Genomic DNA, 16,560 nt, shown 5'->3' with positions numbered 1-16,560 from the left:
AGGCCCCTACCCTACCCGCACAAAGCGGCCGCTGCGCCGACCACCCTAGAGGGGAGCCCCGGACAGCAGGGGCCGCGGGTCCACAAGGTGCCGCTCAAGGCCGAGGTCCCCGGGAGGGACTCCGAGAGCCATACCCAGGAGCTGGGTAAAGTACAAGACGGGCACCGGGCGAAAGCCGCCGTCCTCCCGGGAAAACCTTTCCTGCCACCAGTCCAGGTTAAACTGGCACAGGGGGCAGCTGGTAATGATTACTTCCGCTCCCGCGGCGGAAGCGGAGGCGATGATTTCCCTTACTTTCTGCGCCACCAGGGCGCCTTCGTGCAGCACCTGGTAAGAGCCGCAGCAGGCCGTCCTGAGCGGGTAGGCCACCGCTTCCGCTCCCAGGACGGCCACCATTTCTTCCATGACGGCGGGGTTTTCCGCATCGTCAAGGGCCACCGCGGCGGGCCGCAGGAGCGTGCACCCGTAATAGCAGGCCACCTTAAGACCCCTTAAGTACCCGGATCCCCTATCCTTTGCGGCCCGAAGGCTTGGGTTCTGCCGGCAAATTTCCAGCGCGTGGATCACCCGCACTTCGCCGCGGTAGCCCTCCTCCAGGTAGTTATTTAACTTTTGCCTGGCTTCCGGGTCACGTTGCATCACATAATTAACCTGTTTCAACACGTTATAGCAAAAGGAGCAAACGGTGGCCAGTGTTTTCCCCATTTTGGCCGCATCGGCCAGTATGCGCGCCGCCGCCACCATGCCCATGTAGTTGTCCCGGGCCAGGGGGACCACCGCCCCGCAGCAGGTCCACCGGGGCAGCTCGATCAGCTTCACGCCCAGGGCGGCCAGGGAGGACCTGGTGGAGGCGTCCAGGTTCTCCGCTTTCCGGTAAAGGGTGCAGCCCGGAAAGTACGGCATTTCCATTACCCGCGCCACCCCTCTTTCACGCACTTAGCTTGCGGAGGCCGCCGACCAAGGCCATCTGGGGAACCTGGCCCAGCAGTCCCGCGGGGATTTTCGCCACCGGCAGCGCTTCCCTGCCCCGGCGCAAGTTTATTACCCGCAGGGCCTCCATCATGCGGGCGACGTCTATTCCCCGGGGGCAGCGGACGGTACAGAGCAGGCAGGTGCTGCATATCCATATGGAGCGGCACCGCAGCGCCCGGGCATCCCCCAGCTGGACCATACGCACCACCTGCCGGGGCAAAAAATCCATAAACTCCCTGGCGGTGCAGTTCCCGCCGCACGTACCGCACTGCATGCAGAGGTGTGGGTCCTGCCCGCTTATTTCCTTAACGCGCCCAATTAACTCTTCACTTCCTTTGCTGCGTAGAAACATAATTAAGTAAACCTCCCACCAAGAGAATTTCCACCTCTCGAGGCGTCATCTGCGCCCGGGCCTTAAAAGTAAAGTTACGGGAAATGTTTTTGATTTCCAGCTCCAATCCTCCCCGGAGAGCCTCTGGTATGTTACTAATTTCCAGCACGTCATCCTGCTCTATTCTCTCGTAATCTGCTGGTTCAACAAAGGTAAGGGGGAGAATCCCGAAATTTATCAGGTTGTCCCGGTGAATACGGGCAAATGACTTAGCTAAAACAGCTTTTATGCCCAGATACATGGGAGCCAGTGCTGCATGCTCCCGGCTTGAGCCCTGGCCGTAGTTTTCGCCACCGACGATAATACCGCCCCCAGCCTCTTTAGCCCTGCGGGCAAAAGAAGGATCCACACCGGCAAAAACATATTCCGCCATTGCCGGGATATTCGAACGCAAGGGCAATACTTTGGCCCCTGCCGGCATAATGTGGTCGGTGGTGATGTTGTCACCCACCTTAATGAGCACCCGTCCTTGAATACTTGCGGGCAGAGGCTTTGCCGGCGGGAGAGGCTTAATGTTTGGACCGCGCACAACCTCTACGCTGGTTGGATCCTCTGCCGGTGGCAATATCATGCGGTCATCTATATAAAATTTCTCGGGCATTTCAACTACCAGTGGATCACCCAACTCCCTTGGATCTGTTAGATAACCTGTTAAAGCAGTAGCTGCTGCAGTCTCAGGGCTTACCAGGTAAACCTGGGCATCGGCAGTACCGCTACGCCCCTTGAAGTTCCGGTTGTTGGTACGTACCGAAACTCCGCCAGAAGGGGGAGCCTGTCCCATACCAATACATGGCCCGCAGGCGCATTCTAAGATCCTGGCCCCGGCTGCCACCAGGTCTGCCAGGGCACCGTTTTGTGCCAGCATGGTCAAGACCTGCCGGGAGCCGGGAGCAATTACCAGGCTCACCCGCGGATGAACTACCTTTCCCTTTAAAATGGCAGCCACCCGCATCAGGTCCAGGTAAGAAGAATTGGTACAGCTACCGATGACAACCTGGTCCACGGCTACCGGCCCTACCTCGTGAACCGGCTTTACATTGTCGGGACTGTGGGGGCATGCTACTAAGGGTTCGAGAGAGCTGAGATCAATATCCAATACCTCATCATATGAAGCGTCTGGATCCGCTAACAACTCCACCCAAACCTCCTCACGGCCCTGAGCCCGCAGAAATGCCCTGGTGACCTCATCGCTGGGGAAAATGGAGGTGGTGGCCCCGGTTTCCGCTCCCATGTTAGCAATGGTAGCACGCTCGGGCACGGTAAGGGATTTAACCCCTTCCCCACCGTACTCCAGGACCTTGCCCACCCCGCCTTTAACGGTCAGGCGGCGCAAAACTTCAAGGACGACATCCTTCGCGCTAGCCCACGGGGCAAGCCTGCCGTGCAACCGAACGTTGACCACTTTGGGCATGGCCATATAGAAAGGCCCCCCAGCCATGGCCACCGCCACGTCAAGACCTCCTGCTCCAATGGCCAGCATGCCCAGCCCCCCTGCTGTCGGTGTATGGCTATCCGACCCCAGAAGGGTTTTTCCTGGAACTCCAAACCTTTCCAGATGGACCTGGTGACAGATACCGTTTCCTGGTCTAGAGAAATAGACACCATACTTGGCAGCCATACCTTGCAAAAAACGGTGGTCGTCGGCATTCTCAAAGCCAGTTTGCAGGGTGTTGTGATCCACGTAAGAAACGGAAAGCTCCGTTTTAACCCGGGGGACGTTCATAGCCTCAAACTGAAGGTAAGCCATGGTACCAGTAGCATCCTGGGTAAGAGTTTGATCTATCCGAATGGCAATCTCCTTGCCCGGCTCTAGAGAACCAGAAACCAGGTGACTGGCTAAGATCTTTTGGGTAATGTTATAGCCCATTAGTATCACCTCTCCTCTTAATTTAGCTATAGCGGCGTTGTTTAACTTCGGGTCGGGTATAATCGGGAAGCAATAGCGGGGAAACGCGCCCCTTTTCAATGCCTTCGGCAGCCAGTTCCTCATGGTAACGGCGTACGTGTTCTAGCGTAAGCTTTCCGGGCGGAGGAACCTCTTTGGCAAAAAGGGCTGCCGCCTTTCCAGCCCGCCGGCCAAAGACAAAAATATCCAACAACGAGTTTCCACCCAAGCGGTTCTTGCCCTGTACACCTCCTGCCACCTCGCCGGCTGCAAAAAGGGCGGGTATATCCGTTCTACCTTCAGCATCAATCTCTATGCCGCCATTTTGGTAATGCTGAGTTGGAAAAACAAGAATGGGCTCTTTATGAACGTCAATACCGTACTCCCGAAACCTGTGTACTATGCCAGCAAACATGCGATCCAGCTTTCCTTCTCCGCCCAGGATATCAATAAGAGGGGTGTCTAGCCAAACGCCCTCCATGCCCGTAGGTGTGCGTACGCCATTTTTCCTGTGTCGCACTTCCCGGATGATCGCTGAAGAAACCACGTCACGGGTCTCCAGCTCATTGATAAAGCGTTCCCCGTGTACATTCACTAGCTGGGCACCGTTACCCCGCAGAGCCTCGGTGATGAGCTGCCCCAGCATTTGTTCTGGCCAGGCAGCACCGGTAGGATGGTATTGAATAGCGTCCATGTGCAAAAGGCGCGCCCCAGCCCGGTAGGCAATTACCAGCCCATCAGCAGTGGCGCCGTAATGGTTGGTCGTAGGGAAGTTATTGGGGTGCAAGCGACCAATGCCCCCAGTAGCCAGGATCACCGCTCTGGCCCTTACAATGATGTGTTCATGTGTCTCCAGGTTCATTAAAATGGCCCCGGCACAACGGTCTTTCTCGTCCAGGAGAAGTTCTATCGCAGGGCTAAACTCCAGCACCTCCACCCTTTTATTCCACAACTCATCACGAATTACCCGCATAAACTCCATACCACTCAAATCCTTGCAAGAGTGAACCCTGCGGCGACAGTGTCCCCCAGCAAAGGAAACAACCAGGTCCCCGTTTGGGTGGGTGTCAAACATAGCTCCCAAATCTTTCAGCCACTCTACAACCAGCGGAGCATCATGTACCAGTGCCCACACCAGTTCCCGCTTATTTTGAAACCTTCCTCCCCCAATGGTATCCAAAAAGTGGAGATAAGGGGAATCATTGGGCTGTGTGGCTGCAGCAATACCCCCTTCCGCCATTATGGTATTGGAGTCGCCCAGCCTTAGCTTGGTGGCCAAGAGCACCCGCGCACCGTTTTCGTGTGCTATGAGGGCGGCAGTAGCTCCCCCACCGCCCCCGCCGATAACTAAGACATCCACATCATAGTCTATGTGGCTGAGGTCAACGCGCTCAGGATCAATGCGGCTGTATGCCTCTAAAAGGTCCACCAATTCATTTTGCATGCGTTGGCCCTTATTAGGACCTACCCGCACCGGGCGCATCCCATCGGGGCGAAAATCAGGGTGGAACTGCTCAAGCAGCCGGTTTTTCTCTTCAGGTGTAAGGCGCGGAATTTCCTGCCTGAGGCGAAAGGGACGGGTAGCTTCTAACCTTTTAATTGACTCTTGCATTTCCCTGGGATAGCCCACCTGAAACTCCCTCCTTAAGAGAAATTATAGCTTTTCAAACTCCCGATTTACGTAAAGCTTCTTCAGCTCTTCTTCGCTGGCAGCCGCAAGCTCGGATAGTGCCTGATCGTACCTGCCTGCTCGGATTTCGGCCACCCGCTCTATTAAATGCTTGGGCTTCGGGCGCATGTGTTTGCTGTAGTACCGGCGAACAAAAATAGCAATGTTATAAGGCGCCAACTGGGCCGGACAACGAGCAGCACATAAGCCGCACATAATGCAATCGAAGGAAAGTTCCGCTGCCCGGGCAAAATCCCCTCGCAATGCCGCAGCCACGTAATACATGGGCTGTAACTTCTGAGGGCAAACGCTAGTGCAGGTGTTACAACCCAGGCAACGGGTAATCTCAGGGTAGAGCTGGAGCAAAGTCTCTAGGGGCGAACCCACCTTATCCAGGTCATAAATTGCCTTATTTGCGGGGAAGAAAGGCATTTGTACAAGGTTCATGTGGGGCGTAACCGGAGTTTGGCAAGCTAAACCTACCTGTAACCGGAAATTGCCAGGTACGCGGTATACCGTGGCACAGGCACCGCAAAACCCACCCCGGCAACCACAGCCGCGGATAAGCTGGTAACCTGCCCATTCGAGGGCCTTCATAATGGTAAGCCCCTCAGGGACTTCGTAGCGTTTCCCCATGATGTAAATTGGAATTAGCGACTCTGGCAAGGGAATACACCTCCTTAGTCCCGCATTTTATGCACAATGGCCTCGGCCATCTCTAAGGTACTTGCTGTTCCACCCAGGTCGTAAGTCACCACGCGCCCCTCGCGAATAACCTCGGCCAGCGCTTTTTCCACTTTTTCCGCCGCTTCTCTTTCGCCAAGGTATTTCAACATCATTACCGCAGAAAGAATCATGGCTGAGGGGTTTACCTTGTTCTGTCCCGCGTACTTGGGAGCGCTGCCGTGAACGGGCTCAAAGATGGCTATGTCGGTACCAATATTGGCTCCCGGTGCCATCCCCAGACCACCCACCAGGCCTGCACAAAGATCCGAGATAATGTCCCCGTAAAGGTTTGGCATTACCAGTACGTCATAAAGCTCCGGCTTTTGCACCAGCTGCATACACATGTTGTCCACAATGCGATCCTCAAACTCAATTTGCGGGTATTCCTGGGCTACCTGGCGCGCTACGGCCAGGAACAGGCCGTCAGTACACTTCATAATGTTGGCCTTGTGCACCACCGTCACCTTGCGGCGGCCCTCCCGCACCGCATACTCAAAGGCAAAGCGGACGATACGTTCTGCCCCCCGGCGGGTAATAATCTTAATGCTTTCGGCAGCGTCTTCACCTACCATGTGCTCTATGCCCGCATACAGGTCTTCGGTATTTTCCCGGACAACTACCAAATCCACATTTTCGTAGCGCGATTTTACACCCTCAAACGTACGGGCAGGTCGTAGATTGGCAAACAAATCAAACTCCTTCCGGAGAGCCACATTAACACTCCGAAAGCCAGTCCCAACAGGGGTGGTCAGGGGCCCCTTCAGGGCCACCTTATTTTTTCTTATGGATGCCAGCGTGTCTTCCGGCAAGAGCTCCCCGCACTCTTTTAAGGCCGTTTCGCCGGCCAGTTTCTCCTCCCATTCAATCTCCACCCCCGTAGCCGCCAGCACCTTCTTGGTGGCGGCAGTGATCTCTGGACCAATGCCATCCCCGGGAATCAGGGTAATCCGGTACATTTTCGTTCCCCTCCTCAATTTACTTCTCTGGCCAGAAAATTTCACGCGGCACATAAACAAAGCCATCCATAATCCGGCGGGCAGTCCGGGCTACGGCAGCCTTTTCTAAACGCGGAGTGCCACCAGCACCATACATAATTTCTATCTCGAACTCCATAGTGCCGGAAGGGTGCCCCAACCTAATTACCTTACTCCGCCCGGCAGACGGGCGTAAAACCTCGTTGACTACCGTTCCTTTCAGTTTTGCAGCTGCAGAAGTGCAAATTCCACCCGTTACAGCAAAGGCTTTGTGCATTTTCTGCATGGACATAGCCCGCGCCACCAGGTCAATTTGGCTAGCTTCGATGACCCGCCCATCGCTGGCCTTGTACGTACAGGGCGGGGAGACAAAAATAATCTTGGGGACTGCTGGGCTCTTGGCTGTGGCTTCCTGCCGGTTTGCCAGCCCCATCATTTCCGCAGCAATGCAGCGTATCTCTTCAATACGGGCAAGCAACTGCGGGTCACTGTTGACCATATCCGGCAATTCTACTCCCGTTAGCCCCAGGTCAGCTGCTTTGAAAAACACAACCGGGTTGGCAGCATCCACCAGAGATACTTCCAGCCTAGTTCCGTCCGATAAAGTTACTTCATCCCTTACTCTGCCGGTTGGGAGCAATTTACCGGTTACTGCCCCTCCGGAATCAAGGAAATTCAAGGTGATGCGGGCACCAGTGCCCGGCACACCATCAATGGCAAAGTCACCTTTAGTAACTGCCTTTCCATCTCTAACCGGTACTTCCGCCACAATGAGTTTCTGGGTATTGGTATTAAAAATGCGCACCGTGGTTACCGGCTCCACGGCCTTAACCAGGCCCTCATCGATAGCAAACGGGCCAACAGCTGAAGAGATGTTGCCGCAGTTTCCTCTATAATCAACGAGAGGAGCGGTAATGCTGACCTGCCCAAAGGTGTAATCTACATCGGCATCCGGTCTGCTGGAGGGCCCGATAATGGCCACCTTGCTGGTCAGGGAGTCTGCCCCTCCCAGGCCATCAATTTGCCGGGGATCGGGGCTGCCGAAAATGGCCAGAATAACCCTGTCACGTACCTGAGGATCCCGAGGGAGGTCGTTTTCCAGGAGGAAAACCCCTTTGCTCGTCCCCCCCCTCATGATTACGCAGCGTATTTTTTCCCACTCCCGCATTATCAAAGCAGCCTCCTTTGCGCGCGGATAGCGTTGCCTAAAAAGAACAAAGGCAACCAGTTGTAACGCTGACGTTACAACTGGTTGCCTTACCCACCTGTCTCCACCCGGTCTGCCCAAATGGCGGTGGATAAACCCAGTTGCTCCGAAGCTCCCGACCTAAAAGGCAAAGGGAGCCTCTTGGCGGCCTTTTTCCGCTACTAAAAGCCGCGTATTCTATTTTAGCGCATGAGCGAGGGCAGGTAAAGGGATATCTTGGGGAAGAGGATTAAAATGATCAGCGTAAGGATCATTACCCCGATAAAGGGCAATACCCCCCTGACGGCCTCCTCCAGGCGCTCCCGGGCAATGCCGCAGACGACAAACAAATTCAACCCCACCGGGGGAGTGATCATGGCCAGCTCCATGCTTACCACCATGGTCACGGCAAAGTGAATCATGTCTATGCCCAGGTGCTTGATCACGGGGATTAAAACCGGCAGGGTGATCAAGACAATGGAAACTGCCTCCAAAAAGGTCCCCAGGACGAAAAACATAGTCTGCACGGCCAGCCAGAACAGCCCCACCCCTAAGTCGCTGCCGGCAATCCACTGGGCAACCCTGGCGGGGACCTGCTCGCTGGCTAAGTACAGGGCAAAGGTCATGGCCGCGGGGATGATTAAGAAAATCATTGAGGTGATGCCGATGGCTTCCCTCAAAATGGTCCGGAACTTGGCCCAGGTCATCTCCCGGTAGACAAAGACAGTCACCAAAAGGGCGTAAAAGACGGAAACGATGGCCGCCTCCGTGGGAGTGCATATGCCGCCGTAAATGCTCCCGAGAATAATTACGGGCAGCAAAAGCCCGGGGAGGGCCTTGTAAGTGCACTCCCAGCGAGTCTTCCAGTCGGAGCGGGGTTCACCCCCGTAATTTTTCAGGCGGGCGTATACAATGGCCGTAACCAGCAGCACGCCGCCGAGAAGTATGCCCGGCAGGACGCCGGCCATAAACAGCTTACCGATAGATTCGTTGGCGGTGACGCCAATGAGCACGAAAGTAATGCTCGGGGGAATCAAAATGCCTAGGGTTCCCGAAGCGGCCACCAGCCCCATGGCGTAGCGCTTCTCATAGCCCGCCTGGGTCATGGCGGGGATGAGAATGCTGCCTATGGCCGCCGCCGTGGCCGGACTGGAACCCGAGATGGCCGCAAAGATCATGCAGGAGAGGATGGTGACGATGGAAAGCCCTCCCCGCAGGTGGCCGACCCAGGCCCGGATGGCCGCAATGAGGTACTTGGTGATCCCCCCGTGGGACATAATGGTGCCGGCAAGGACAAAGCCCGGTATGGCCATTAACGGGGGCGACTCGAGGGCGGAAAACATTTTTTGGGCCACCATGTAGAGGTTAAAATCGGTGGTCGTGGCCAGGATGACCACGCTGGAAATGGCCAGGCTCAGGGCAATGGGCACGTGGAGGAGGAACAGCACTACAAAAAGGCTAAAGAGCAGAACCGTCTCCATGAGGCGTTATTACTCCTTTCTTCCTGGCCTCGTTTTCTGCAAGCTTTGCCTCCAGCCAGGCTCTTCCGCCGTCTTTCAAGAGGTGATAGAGCTCTTCCACATAACGCACGCAGAGCATGAGGGCCGCCACGGGCACAAAAAAGTACACCGCCCACAGGGGGAACTGGGTATTTAAAGAGCGCTGCCCGGTCTGCAGGTACTTGGTTTCCAGGACGTAGCCAAGGTAAGTTAAAAACAGGCAGAACAAAATGCTCGCCGTGCTGGCAAAGATGCTGACGTAGCGCTGCACTTTAGGGGGCAGGAATTCATACAGCAGGCCGACCCTTATGTGCCGGCCATCCCTCTGGGCAATGCTCCACCCCAGAATGCACCCCCAGACCAGGATGTATGTGGAAATTTCATCCACCCAGAAGAGGGGCTTTTTAAATACGTACCGGCTTACTACCCCGTAAAATATCAGGCACACTCCGGTGAAAAAGAAAGTCCCGGCAAGGGTTTCTTCAACGGCGGAGTAAATCTTCTTGAACCGGTTCATTTCTTTACCTCCAGAGGCGGGAAATTTGGGAGGGGCCCCGGGGTGCCCGTTTGCGCCCGGCAAAACCCGGGGCCCCCGCGCGTTTACCTTTACTTGTTCAGCTTTTGCGCCTCTTCAAAGAGGTCTTTGCCGATAACAGGCTCGTACTTGGCCCACACCGGCTGCATGGCCTGCACAAAGGCCTGGCGCTCCTCGGGGTTCAGTTCGTAGACCTTGATTTTCTGCTTCAGCTTGGCCAGGCTCTCTTGGTCCAGCTTGTCGGCCAGCTGCCGCTCGTACTCGGTGGCTTCCTTTAAGCACTGCTCGATGGTGCCGCGCAGGTCCGACGGCAGCCCCTCCCAGAACTTCTTGTTGGCAATGACAATGTAGGAAAGGTTGTTCACATTGGCCACGGTCAGGTAATTGAGCACCTCGGCATACTTTTCGTTTTCGATATTGTCAAAGGTGGCAATGGTGCCGTCTACAACCTTCTGCTGCAGCGCAGGATAAACCTCGCTGAAGGGCAGCGTGACCGCCCCGGCACCCAGCGCCTGGAAAATGTCGACCAGCACGCCGCCGGCCGGAACGCGGAACTTCAGGCCTTTAAAGTCCTCGGGCTTCCTCAGCTCTTTCTTGCTGTTCATAAACTGCCTCATGCCGTTAGGCCATGAGGTAAGGCCGACCATACCCTGGCTTTCCAGGCTCTTCATTAACTTCTTCCCTGCCTCGCTATCCCAGAACCTGGACGCCCCCTGATTGTCCTTAAAGAGGAAAGGCATGTCCCCTATTTGGAAACGCTGGTCAAAGCTAATTAACTTGCCGGCTGACGGCGCAATGAACTGCACGTTGTTTGCCTGAAGGGCCTCGAATTCGTCCTTGTCGCCGTAAAGCTGCGAGGAGGGAAATACCTGGATCTCCACCCGCCCGTTCGTGCGCTCCTTAACCAGCTCGGCAAACTTCTGGGCCGCCAGGCCCTTGGGCGTGCTGGGAGCCGCCACGTGGCTGAATTTGGCGATAATTTTTTCAGGGGCCTGCTTGGAGTCCGCAGTACCTTTTGCTCCCCCGCAGCCCGCTACCAGAATCGCCGCCAGCGCCAGGGCCAGAACCAGAAAAACGCCCGTTCCCTTTTTCACGTCGTTTTTGCCCCTCCCTTAAAAAGCTTTTAAATTTCCGCTTACCGGGTATTCCCCTAAACTTTTAAACTTTCTTTCACCTCCCCTTTCACAGGCTTTGCCTTTTGCCGACAGAAATAAAAATAGATAGCCCGTTAGCACCCTTATGCCAACTGGCTATCTATATCTACTCGTACCACCCGCTTGCGCGGGTGATTGTAGATACCACAGTTGACCGGTCCTAAAATAACGATCTGTCGTTTAAACGTTTTTCTTAGCGGCGGCCTGCCTGGCACTTGCCTGCCCGGGACCGTTAAGGTAGGTCCGGTAAAGGTCCTTTAAGGCAGCAATGAGCGCGTTCTGCGCCGCCCCGTGATAATATTCCTTGATCTCCCTAATGGGCTCCTCTACCCCCTCGAGGAGGCTGTGGCCTATCAGTATCCTCCTGATGTACTCTTGAGCCTGCGGGGTGACCAGCGTACAGGAAGCCTGCACTATCACCCCGTATTTCCTGTCGACCTCCACCACAATGGCCAGCGTGTCGTAAATACCCTTGGCCGCCATGCCCTGCGGGAGACTTGCATGCCCCGCCAGAAAAATAGTCTTTCGCAGCTTCGCTCACTTCCCCCAGGTATTACACGGAAACCAGGCCGTTTACTTACCCACCGTACTTCTCACTGGTAATATTTTAAATAACATTCAGACGAGTGTCAACACTGAGGCCTTTTCCCCCCCCAAAGCAAAGCATAAGCCTGGCTCCCGCCTTTTTTGCGGTAGCCAGGCCTAGCCTGCGTTGCCCCCGGCGCACCACGCGCAGTTTTTGCACTTTAGCGATACTTTCGCCTTCTGGCCGCCTGCGACTTCTTCTTGCGCCGCACGCTGGGCTTTTCGTAGCACTCGCGCCGTCTCACTTCAGCCAGGATACCTGCTTTCTGGCAGGATTGCCTGAAGCGACGGAGGGCACTGTCAATGGACTCATCCTTGCCAACGCGCACCTCGGCCATACCTTTTTCCCTCCCTCCGCCAGCCGGAAAAAGCCGGAAAATAAAAGCCTAGCCCGGAGGCCAACCAAAGGGCCTCCCGCCCAACAGGTGGTAATGAAGGTGGAATACCAGCTGGCCGGCATCCTCACGGCAGTTGCTGACCAGCCGGAAACCTTTTTCCAGGTTCATTTTTGCCGCCACGCGTGCCGCCGCCAGCTGCACGCGGCCCAAAACGGAAACGTCTTCCTCTTGCAGGTCAAAGAAGGTGGGGATGTGCTTTTTGGGAATGACGAGGAGGTGAACCGGGGCCACCGGGTTGATGTCTTTAAAGACCATCACTCCCTCGTCCTCGTACACTATTTCGGCGGGGATTTCCCGGCGGACGATCTTGCAAAAGATGCAGTCCTGCACCGCTCCACACCTCCTTCCCCGGCACGACAATAAGATTACTATTCCACAAAGGTTACCCTAAGTCCTCCTCCATGATCCCTTTTAACTCCGCGCCTGCCACTTCTTTTATTTTCACCACCACCAGGTGCCCCACCAGGTCCTCCCCGTCGGCGGGGAAGGTCACCCGCAGGTAGTTATCCGTGAGCCCGGTATAAAGGTCCCCGTTGCTTCCTTTAGCCACCTTTTCCTCCACCAGCACGGTCAGGGCCATCCCCAGGTGGCCGGCGGCAAAGGCGCGGGCCAGCTCTTCCCCCAGCGCGATCATCCGCCTGCTGCGTTCCTCCTTTACCGCGGCGCCGACCTGCGCGGGAAAGGCCGCCGCCGGCGTCCCCGGGCGCGGCGAGAACTTAAAAACGTGCAGCCGGGAAAACCTCATCTCCCGCACAAAGTTATAGGTATGCCGGAAATGCTCTTCCGTCTCCCCGGGAAAGCCCACCATGACGTCGGTGGTTATAGCCACCCCGGGAAGGGTTTCCCGCACCCTTGCCACCAGCCGGCGGAACCAGGCTGTGTCGTAGCGGCGGCGCATGCGGGCGAGTATTTCATCATCGCCGCTTTGCAGGGGAATGTGCAGGTGCCGGCAGACGTTCGGCCTGGAGGACATTACCGCCAGCAGCTTCTCGCTAACGTCCAGCGGCTCTACCGAACTCAGGCGGAGGCGCAAAAGGCCGGGTATGCGCGATACGCGCTCCACCAGTTCCGCCAGGTCCGGCCCCCCGGGGCGGTCCTGGCCGTAAGCACCCGTATGTATGCCCGTGAGCACGATTTCCCGGTAGCCTTCCGCCACCAGCTTTTGGGCCTCGGCCAGCACCTTTTCCGCATCCCGGCTGCGCAGGGGGCCCCGGGCGTAGGGTATGATGCAGTAGGCGCAGTAATTGTTGCACCCCTCCTGGATCTTTAAAAAGGCACGCACCCGGGAAGGGAGGGCGGGCACGGGCAGCTCCTGGAAGGCCGGCTCCCCGGAAAAATCGCTTACGGCCACCAGGGGCTCTTTCCGCTTCTCCCTAAGGCATGCTTCCACCAGCTCTACCAGGCGGTGCTTATCTGCCGTGCCCACCACGAGGTCCACGCCGGGAATGGAGCTCACTTCCTGCGGGGAAACCTGGGCGTAGCAGCCGGTGACCACAATCAAGGCGCGGGGGTTCCGGCGGGCAGCCCTCCTGATGAGCTGCCGGGATTTTTTATCGCCCAGGTGGGTTACGGTGCAGGTGTTAATGATATAAATGTCCGCCACCTCGTCGAAATCCACCACCTGGTAGCCTCTTTCCTTAAACATGGTGGCCAGGGCGCTGGACTCGTACTGGTTCACCTTACAGCCGAGAGTGGCCAGGGCTACCTTTGCGGGCACGTCAATTCACCGCCCCAGATCCCCCAACTCATATAAAACCACGGCCAGCGCGGCCAGCGCCGCCGTTTCGGTGCGCAGGATGCGCGGGCCCAGGGTAACCGTGATCACCCCTTGTTGCCTGGCCAGCTCCACTTCTGCGGGGGCAAACCCGCCCTCGGGGCCGATAAAAAGGAAAACCTCTTCCTTTTTCCCCGCCTTGCGCAAAGCCTCCTTTAGGGAGAGGCTCTTTTCTCCCTCCCAGGGCATGAGGGCCAAAACCCGGGGCGGGAGGGTGCCCAGCACCTCTTCCAGGGTCACCACTTCCCCCACCAGGGGCACAACGGCCCGCAGGCACTGCTTGGCCGCCTCCCGGGCTATACGCTGCCACCTTTCCTGCCGCTCGCGGGCCTTTTCCCGCGTGAGCCTGACTACAGAGCGGGAGCAGCTTACGGGGATAATGGCCGAGGCACCCAGCTCCACGCTCTTTTGAATAATTATGTCCATTTTTTCCCCCTTCGAAAGCCCCTGCGCCAGGGTTACCCGCACCGGAGGCTCACCGGCGGCCGGAAAGCTTTCCCGCACCAGCCCCTCCACGCGGTCTGCCGCCGTGGAGGTTAGCTCCACCCGGTAGGCCGTACCCGAACCGTCCAGGACGTTAACCACATCCCCGGGGCGCAGGCGCAGCACCCGGTAGATGTGGGCCGCATCTGAACCCGAAATGTACACCCTGTTGCCGCAAATTTGCCGGGGGGGAACAAAAAAGTGGCGCCCCATAAAAAGAACCCTACTCCCTTCGGGCAATGAGGGTGACCCAGGAATTAAGCAGGCGGCTGCCGGCAAGCGATAAGGGAAGGCCTTCTAGGGCGCGGCGCACTTCTTCTTCCCTTTCCCTGATTATTCCCGAGGCCAGGAAAAAGCCTCCCGGGCGGAGCACCCCTGCTGCTGCCGGGGCCAGGCGTACAACGGCCCCGGCGGTTATGTTGGCCACCACCACATCCAGCGGACCTGCTATGCCGGCCAGGAGATCGCCCTCGCGCACCTCCACCACATCCTGCACGCGGTTTCTTTCCACATTTTCCCTGGCCACGGCCACCGCCACCGGGTCGTTGTCTACCGCCAGCACACGGCGCGCCCCCAATAGGGCGGCGGCTATGGCCAGGATACCCGAACCGGTGCCCACATCCACCACCGTCTCCCCGCCGCGGAGCAGGCCCTCCAGCACGGCCAGGGAAAGGCGGGTGGTGGGGTGGGTGCCGCAGCCAAAGGCCATCCCCGGGTCCAGCTCGACAACCACCTGGCCGGGCAGGGGGCGGTACTTCTCCCAGGAGGGCTTGACCACCAGCCTTTTGCCCACGGCCAGCGGGCGGTAGTAGGCTTTCCAGGCGCCAGCCCAGTCCTCTTCCTCCACCTCGCGCACCAGTAACTGGTAGGGCGCGCCGCCAAGAAAAGAGTCCAGCCGGCGCTTTAGCTCGGCCAGGCGCGCCCCTACCCCCTCGCCGGCGGGAAAATACCCTTTGACCCGCGGCGCGGCAGGCACGGCGCGCGGGTCCAGGGCCACGCAGTCCCCCGGCCCGTCCAGGTACTTAGAAAATAAGGCGGGGTCTTCAATGGTTACCCCGCCGGTGCCCAGCTCGGCAAAGAGAGTGCCGACTTCCTCCAGGTGCTCCCGGGGTACGGCAACGGCTACTTCTAGCCAGCGCAAGGCAAACGCCAGCCCCCTTTAATCCTCTATCCCATAAAGGCATCCTTTACCTTTTCAAAAAACCCCTTTTCCACCCCAGCCGGGTTTTCACCGCTTAAGCGGGCAAACTGCCGCAATAATTTCTTTTGCTCTTCGGTAAGCTTGGTGGGCACGACGATCTTTACCCTGACCAGCTGGTCGCCCCGCCCGTAGCCGTGCAGGTCCGGTATGCCCTTCCCTCGCAGGCGGAACACCGTACCGTGCTGGGTGCCTTCGGGTATGCGCAGCACGGCCTTGCCGTCCAGGGTAGGCACCTCCACCACATCCCCCAGGGCCGCCTGCACAAAGGAAATGGGCAGTTCCATGATGACGTCGTTGCCCTCGCGCTGGAAGATTTTATGGGGACGCACGCGCACGTAAACGTAAAGGTCGCCCGGCGGGCCTCCCCGCAGGCCCGCCTCTCCTTCCCCGGCAATGCGCAGCCTCGTGCCGTCGTCCACGCCGGCCGGGATTTTCACATGGATGGTGCGCACGCGCCGCACCATGCCGCTGCCGTGGCAGTTGGCGCAAGGCTTTTCGATGATGCGCCCCGCGCCGCGGCAGCGTTCGCAGGTGCGCGTCTGGATGAGGCGGCCAAAAGGAGTGGTGTGGGTATAGCGGACCTGCCCGGTACCCTCGCAAACGGGGCAGCTGATCGGGCGCGTCCCGGGCGAAGCCCCGGTACCGCCGCAGGTGGGGCAGGCTTCCAGCCGAGGCACGCGGATGTCCTTTTCCACCCCGAAGGCGGCCTCGGTAAAGGACACCTCCACGTCCACCCGGATGTCCTCGCCCTTTTCCGGCCCCCGCCGGGCGCGGGTGGCACCGCCAAAGAACATGTCAAAGAGGTCGCCCAGCCCGCCAAAATCGGTACCGAAACCTTCAAAGCCCCCGAAACCTCCAAATCCCCCGCCGCCGGCGCCAAAGCCCTGCCCGCCGCCAAAGGCGGCATGACCGAAGCGGTCGTACTGGGCCCTCTTCTCCGGGTCGCTCAAAACCTCGTAGGCCTCGTTAATTTCCTTAAACTTGGCCTCGGCGTCCGGATCGTTGGGGTTGGCATCGGGATGGTACTGGCGGGCCAGCCTGCGGTAAGCCTTCTTTATTTCTTCCTGGGTAGCGTCCCGCGACACCCCCAGCACCTCATAGTAATCTCGCTTGGCCATGGACCACACA

17 protein-coding genes are annotated in these 16,560 nt (G+C 57.8%); all 17 read right to left on the bottom strand.

Going from position 1 to position 16,560, the window contains the following annotated elements; all coding sequences use genetic code 11:
• Positions 1-45: 45 nt before the first annotated feature.
• Positions 46-909: a CoB--CoM heterodisulfide reductase iron-sulfur subunit B family protein gene (locus G454_RS0105965; protein WP_027717883.1), complete on the bottom strand. Its 864-nt coding sequence runs from the start codon at positions 907-909 to the stop codon at positions 46-48.
• Positions 910-928: 19 nt separating this feature from the next.
• Positions 929-1,324: a 4Fe-4S dicluster domain-containing protein gene (locus G454_RS0105960; RefSeq protein ID WP_035107102.1), complete on the bottom strand. Its 396-nt coding sequence runs from the start codon at positions 1,322-1,324 to the stop codon at positions 929-931.
• On the bottom strand, positions 1,299-3,230 hold the full coding sequence (locus G454_RS0105955) for an aconitate hydratase (protein WP_027717881.1): 1,932 nt from the start codon (positions 3,228-3,230) through the stop codon (positions 1,299-1,301). Before G454_RS0105955 ends, G454_RS0105960 begins: the two co-directional genes overlap by 26 nt.
• A gap of 22 nt (positions 3,231-3,252) precedes the next feature.
• Positions 3,253-4,878, bottom strand: coding sequence for an FAD-binding protein (locus G454_RS0105950; protein WP_027717880.1), 1,626 nt, complete (start codon positions 4,876-4,878; stop codon positions 3,253-3,255).
• Between the two features lie 24 nt (positions 4,879-4,902).
• The gene (locus G454_RS22345) at positions 4,903-5,583 is read right to left on the bottom strand and encodes a 4Fe-4S dicluster domain-containing protein (RefSeq protein WP_027717879.1); all 681 of its coding nucleotides are present in this window, start codon (positions 5,581-5,583) and stop codon (positions 4,903-4,905) included.
• Positions 5,584-5,597: 14 nt separating this feature from the next.
• A complete protein-coding gene (locus tag G454_RS0105940; protein WP_027717878.1) occupies positions 5,598-6,599 on the bottom strand; it encodes an isocitrate/isopropylmalate dehydrogenase family protein in 1,002 nt (333 codons plus the stop codon).
• Between the two features lie 19 nt (positions 6,600-6,618).
• A complete protein-coding gene (locus G454_RS0105935; protein WP_027717877.1) occupies positions 6,619-7,785 on the bottom strand; it encodes a 2-methylaconitate cis-trans isomerase PrpF family protein in 1,167 nt (388 codons plus the stop codon).
• 221 nt (positions 7,786-8,006) lie between these two features.
• On the bottom strand, positions 8,007-9,284 hold the full coding sequence (locus tag G454_RS0105930) for a TRAP transporter large permease (RefSeq protein WP_027717876.1): 1,278 nt from the start codon (positions 9,282-9,284) through the stop codon (positions 8,007-8,009).
• Positions 9,262-9,819 carry a TRAP transporter small permease gene (locus G454_RS17940; protein ID WP_051275952.1) on the bottom strand — a complete coding sequence of 186 codons (558 nt, stop codon included), beginning with the start codon at positions 9,817-9,819 and terminating at the stop codon, positions 9,262-9,264. The genes G454_RS0105930 and G454_RS17940 overlap by 23 nt, the downstream gene beginning before the upstream one ends.
• A gap of 89 nt (positions 9,820-9,908) precedes the next feature.
• The gene (locus tag G454_RS0105920; protein WP_027717875.1) at positions 9,909-10,931 is read right to left on the bottom strand and encodes a TRAP transporter substrate-binding protein; all 1,023 of its coding nucleotides are present in this window, start codon (positions 10,929-10,931) and stop codon (positions 9,909-9,911) included.
• Between the two features lie 240 nt (positions 10,932-11,171).
• The gene (locus tag G454_RS0105915) at positions 11,172-11,504 is read right to left on the bottom strand and encodes a DUF3870 domain-containing protein (protein ID WP_281168446.1); all 333 of its coding nucleotides are present in this window, start codon (positions 11,502-11,504) and stop codon (positions 11,172-11,174) included.
• Between the two features lie 233 nt (positions 11,505-11,737).
• The gene (gene rpsU / locus G454_RS0105910; protein ID WP_027717873.1) at positions 11,738-11,914 is read right to left on the bottom strand and encodes a 30S ribosomal protein S21; all 177 of its coding nucleotides are present in this window, start codon (positions 11,912-11,914) and stop codon (positions 11,738-11,740) included.
• A 48-nt stretch (positions 11,915-11,962) separates the two neighbouring features.
• Positions 11,963-12,304, bottom strand: coding sequence for a histidine triad nucleotide-binding protein (locus tag G454_RS0105905; RefSeq protein ID WP_027717872.1), 342 nt, complete (start codon positions 12,302-12,304; stop codon positions 11,963-11,965).
• A 52-nt stretch (positions 12,305-12,356) separates the two neighbouring features.
• Positions 12,357-13,691, bottom strand: a complete 1,335-nt coding sequence (gene mtaB, locus G454_RS0105900) for a tRNA (N(6)-L-threonylcarbamoyladenosine(37)-C(2))-methylthiotransferase MtaB (RefSeq protein ID WP_027717871.1) — start codon at positions 13,689-13,691, stop codon at positions 12,357-12,359.
• 6 nt (positions 13,692-13,697) lie between these two features.
• Positions 13,698-14,444 carry a 16S rRNA (uracil(1498)-N(3))-methyltransferase gene (locus G454_RS0105895; protein WP_027717870.1) on the bottom strand — a complete coding sequence of 249 codons (747 nt, stop codon included), beginning with the start codon at positions 14,442-14,444 and terminating at the stop codon, positions 13,698-13,700.
• Positions 14,445-14,454: 10 nt separating this feature from the next.
• Positions 14,455-15,372 (bottom strand): 50S ribosomal protein L11 methyltransferase, encoded by a 918-nt coding sequence (gene prmA, locus G454_RS17935; RefSeq protein WP_035107099.1) that lies wholly within the window; start codon positions 15,370-15,372, stop codon positions 14,455-14,457.
• Positions 15,373-15,398: 26 nt separating this feature from the next.
• The gene (dnaJ, locus tag G454_RS0105885; RefSeq protein WP_027717869.1) at positions 15,399-16,550 is read right to left on the bottom strand and encodes a molecular chaperone DnaJ; all 1,152 of its coding nucleotides are present in this window, start codon (positions 16,548-16,550) and stop codon (positions 15,399-15,401) included.
• Positions 16,551-16,560 lie beyond the last annotated feature (10 nt).

Source organism: Desulfovirgula thermocuniculi DSM 16036 (genome assembly GCF_000429345.1).
Lineage (GTDB): Bacteria > Bacillota > Desulfotomaculia > Desulfotomaculales > Desulfovirgulaceae > Desulfovirgula > Desulfovirgula thermocuniculi.
Note: the sequence above shows the minus strand (reverse complement) of the source record. Positions and strands in the feature narration are given on the sequence as shown.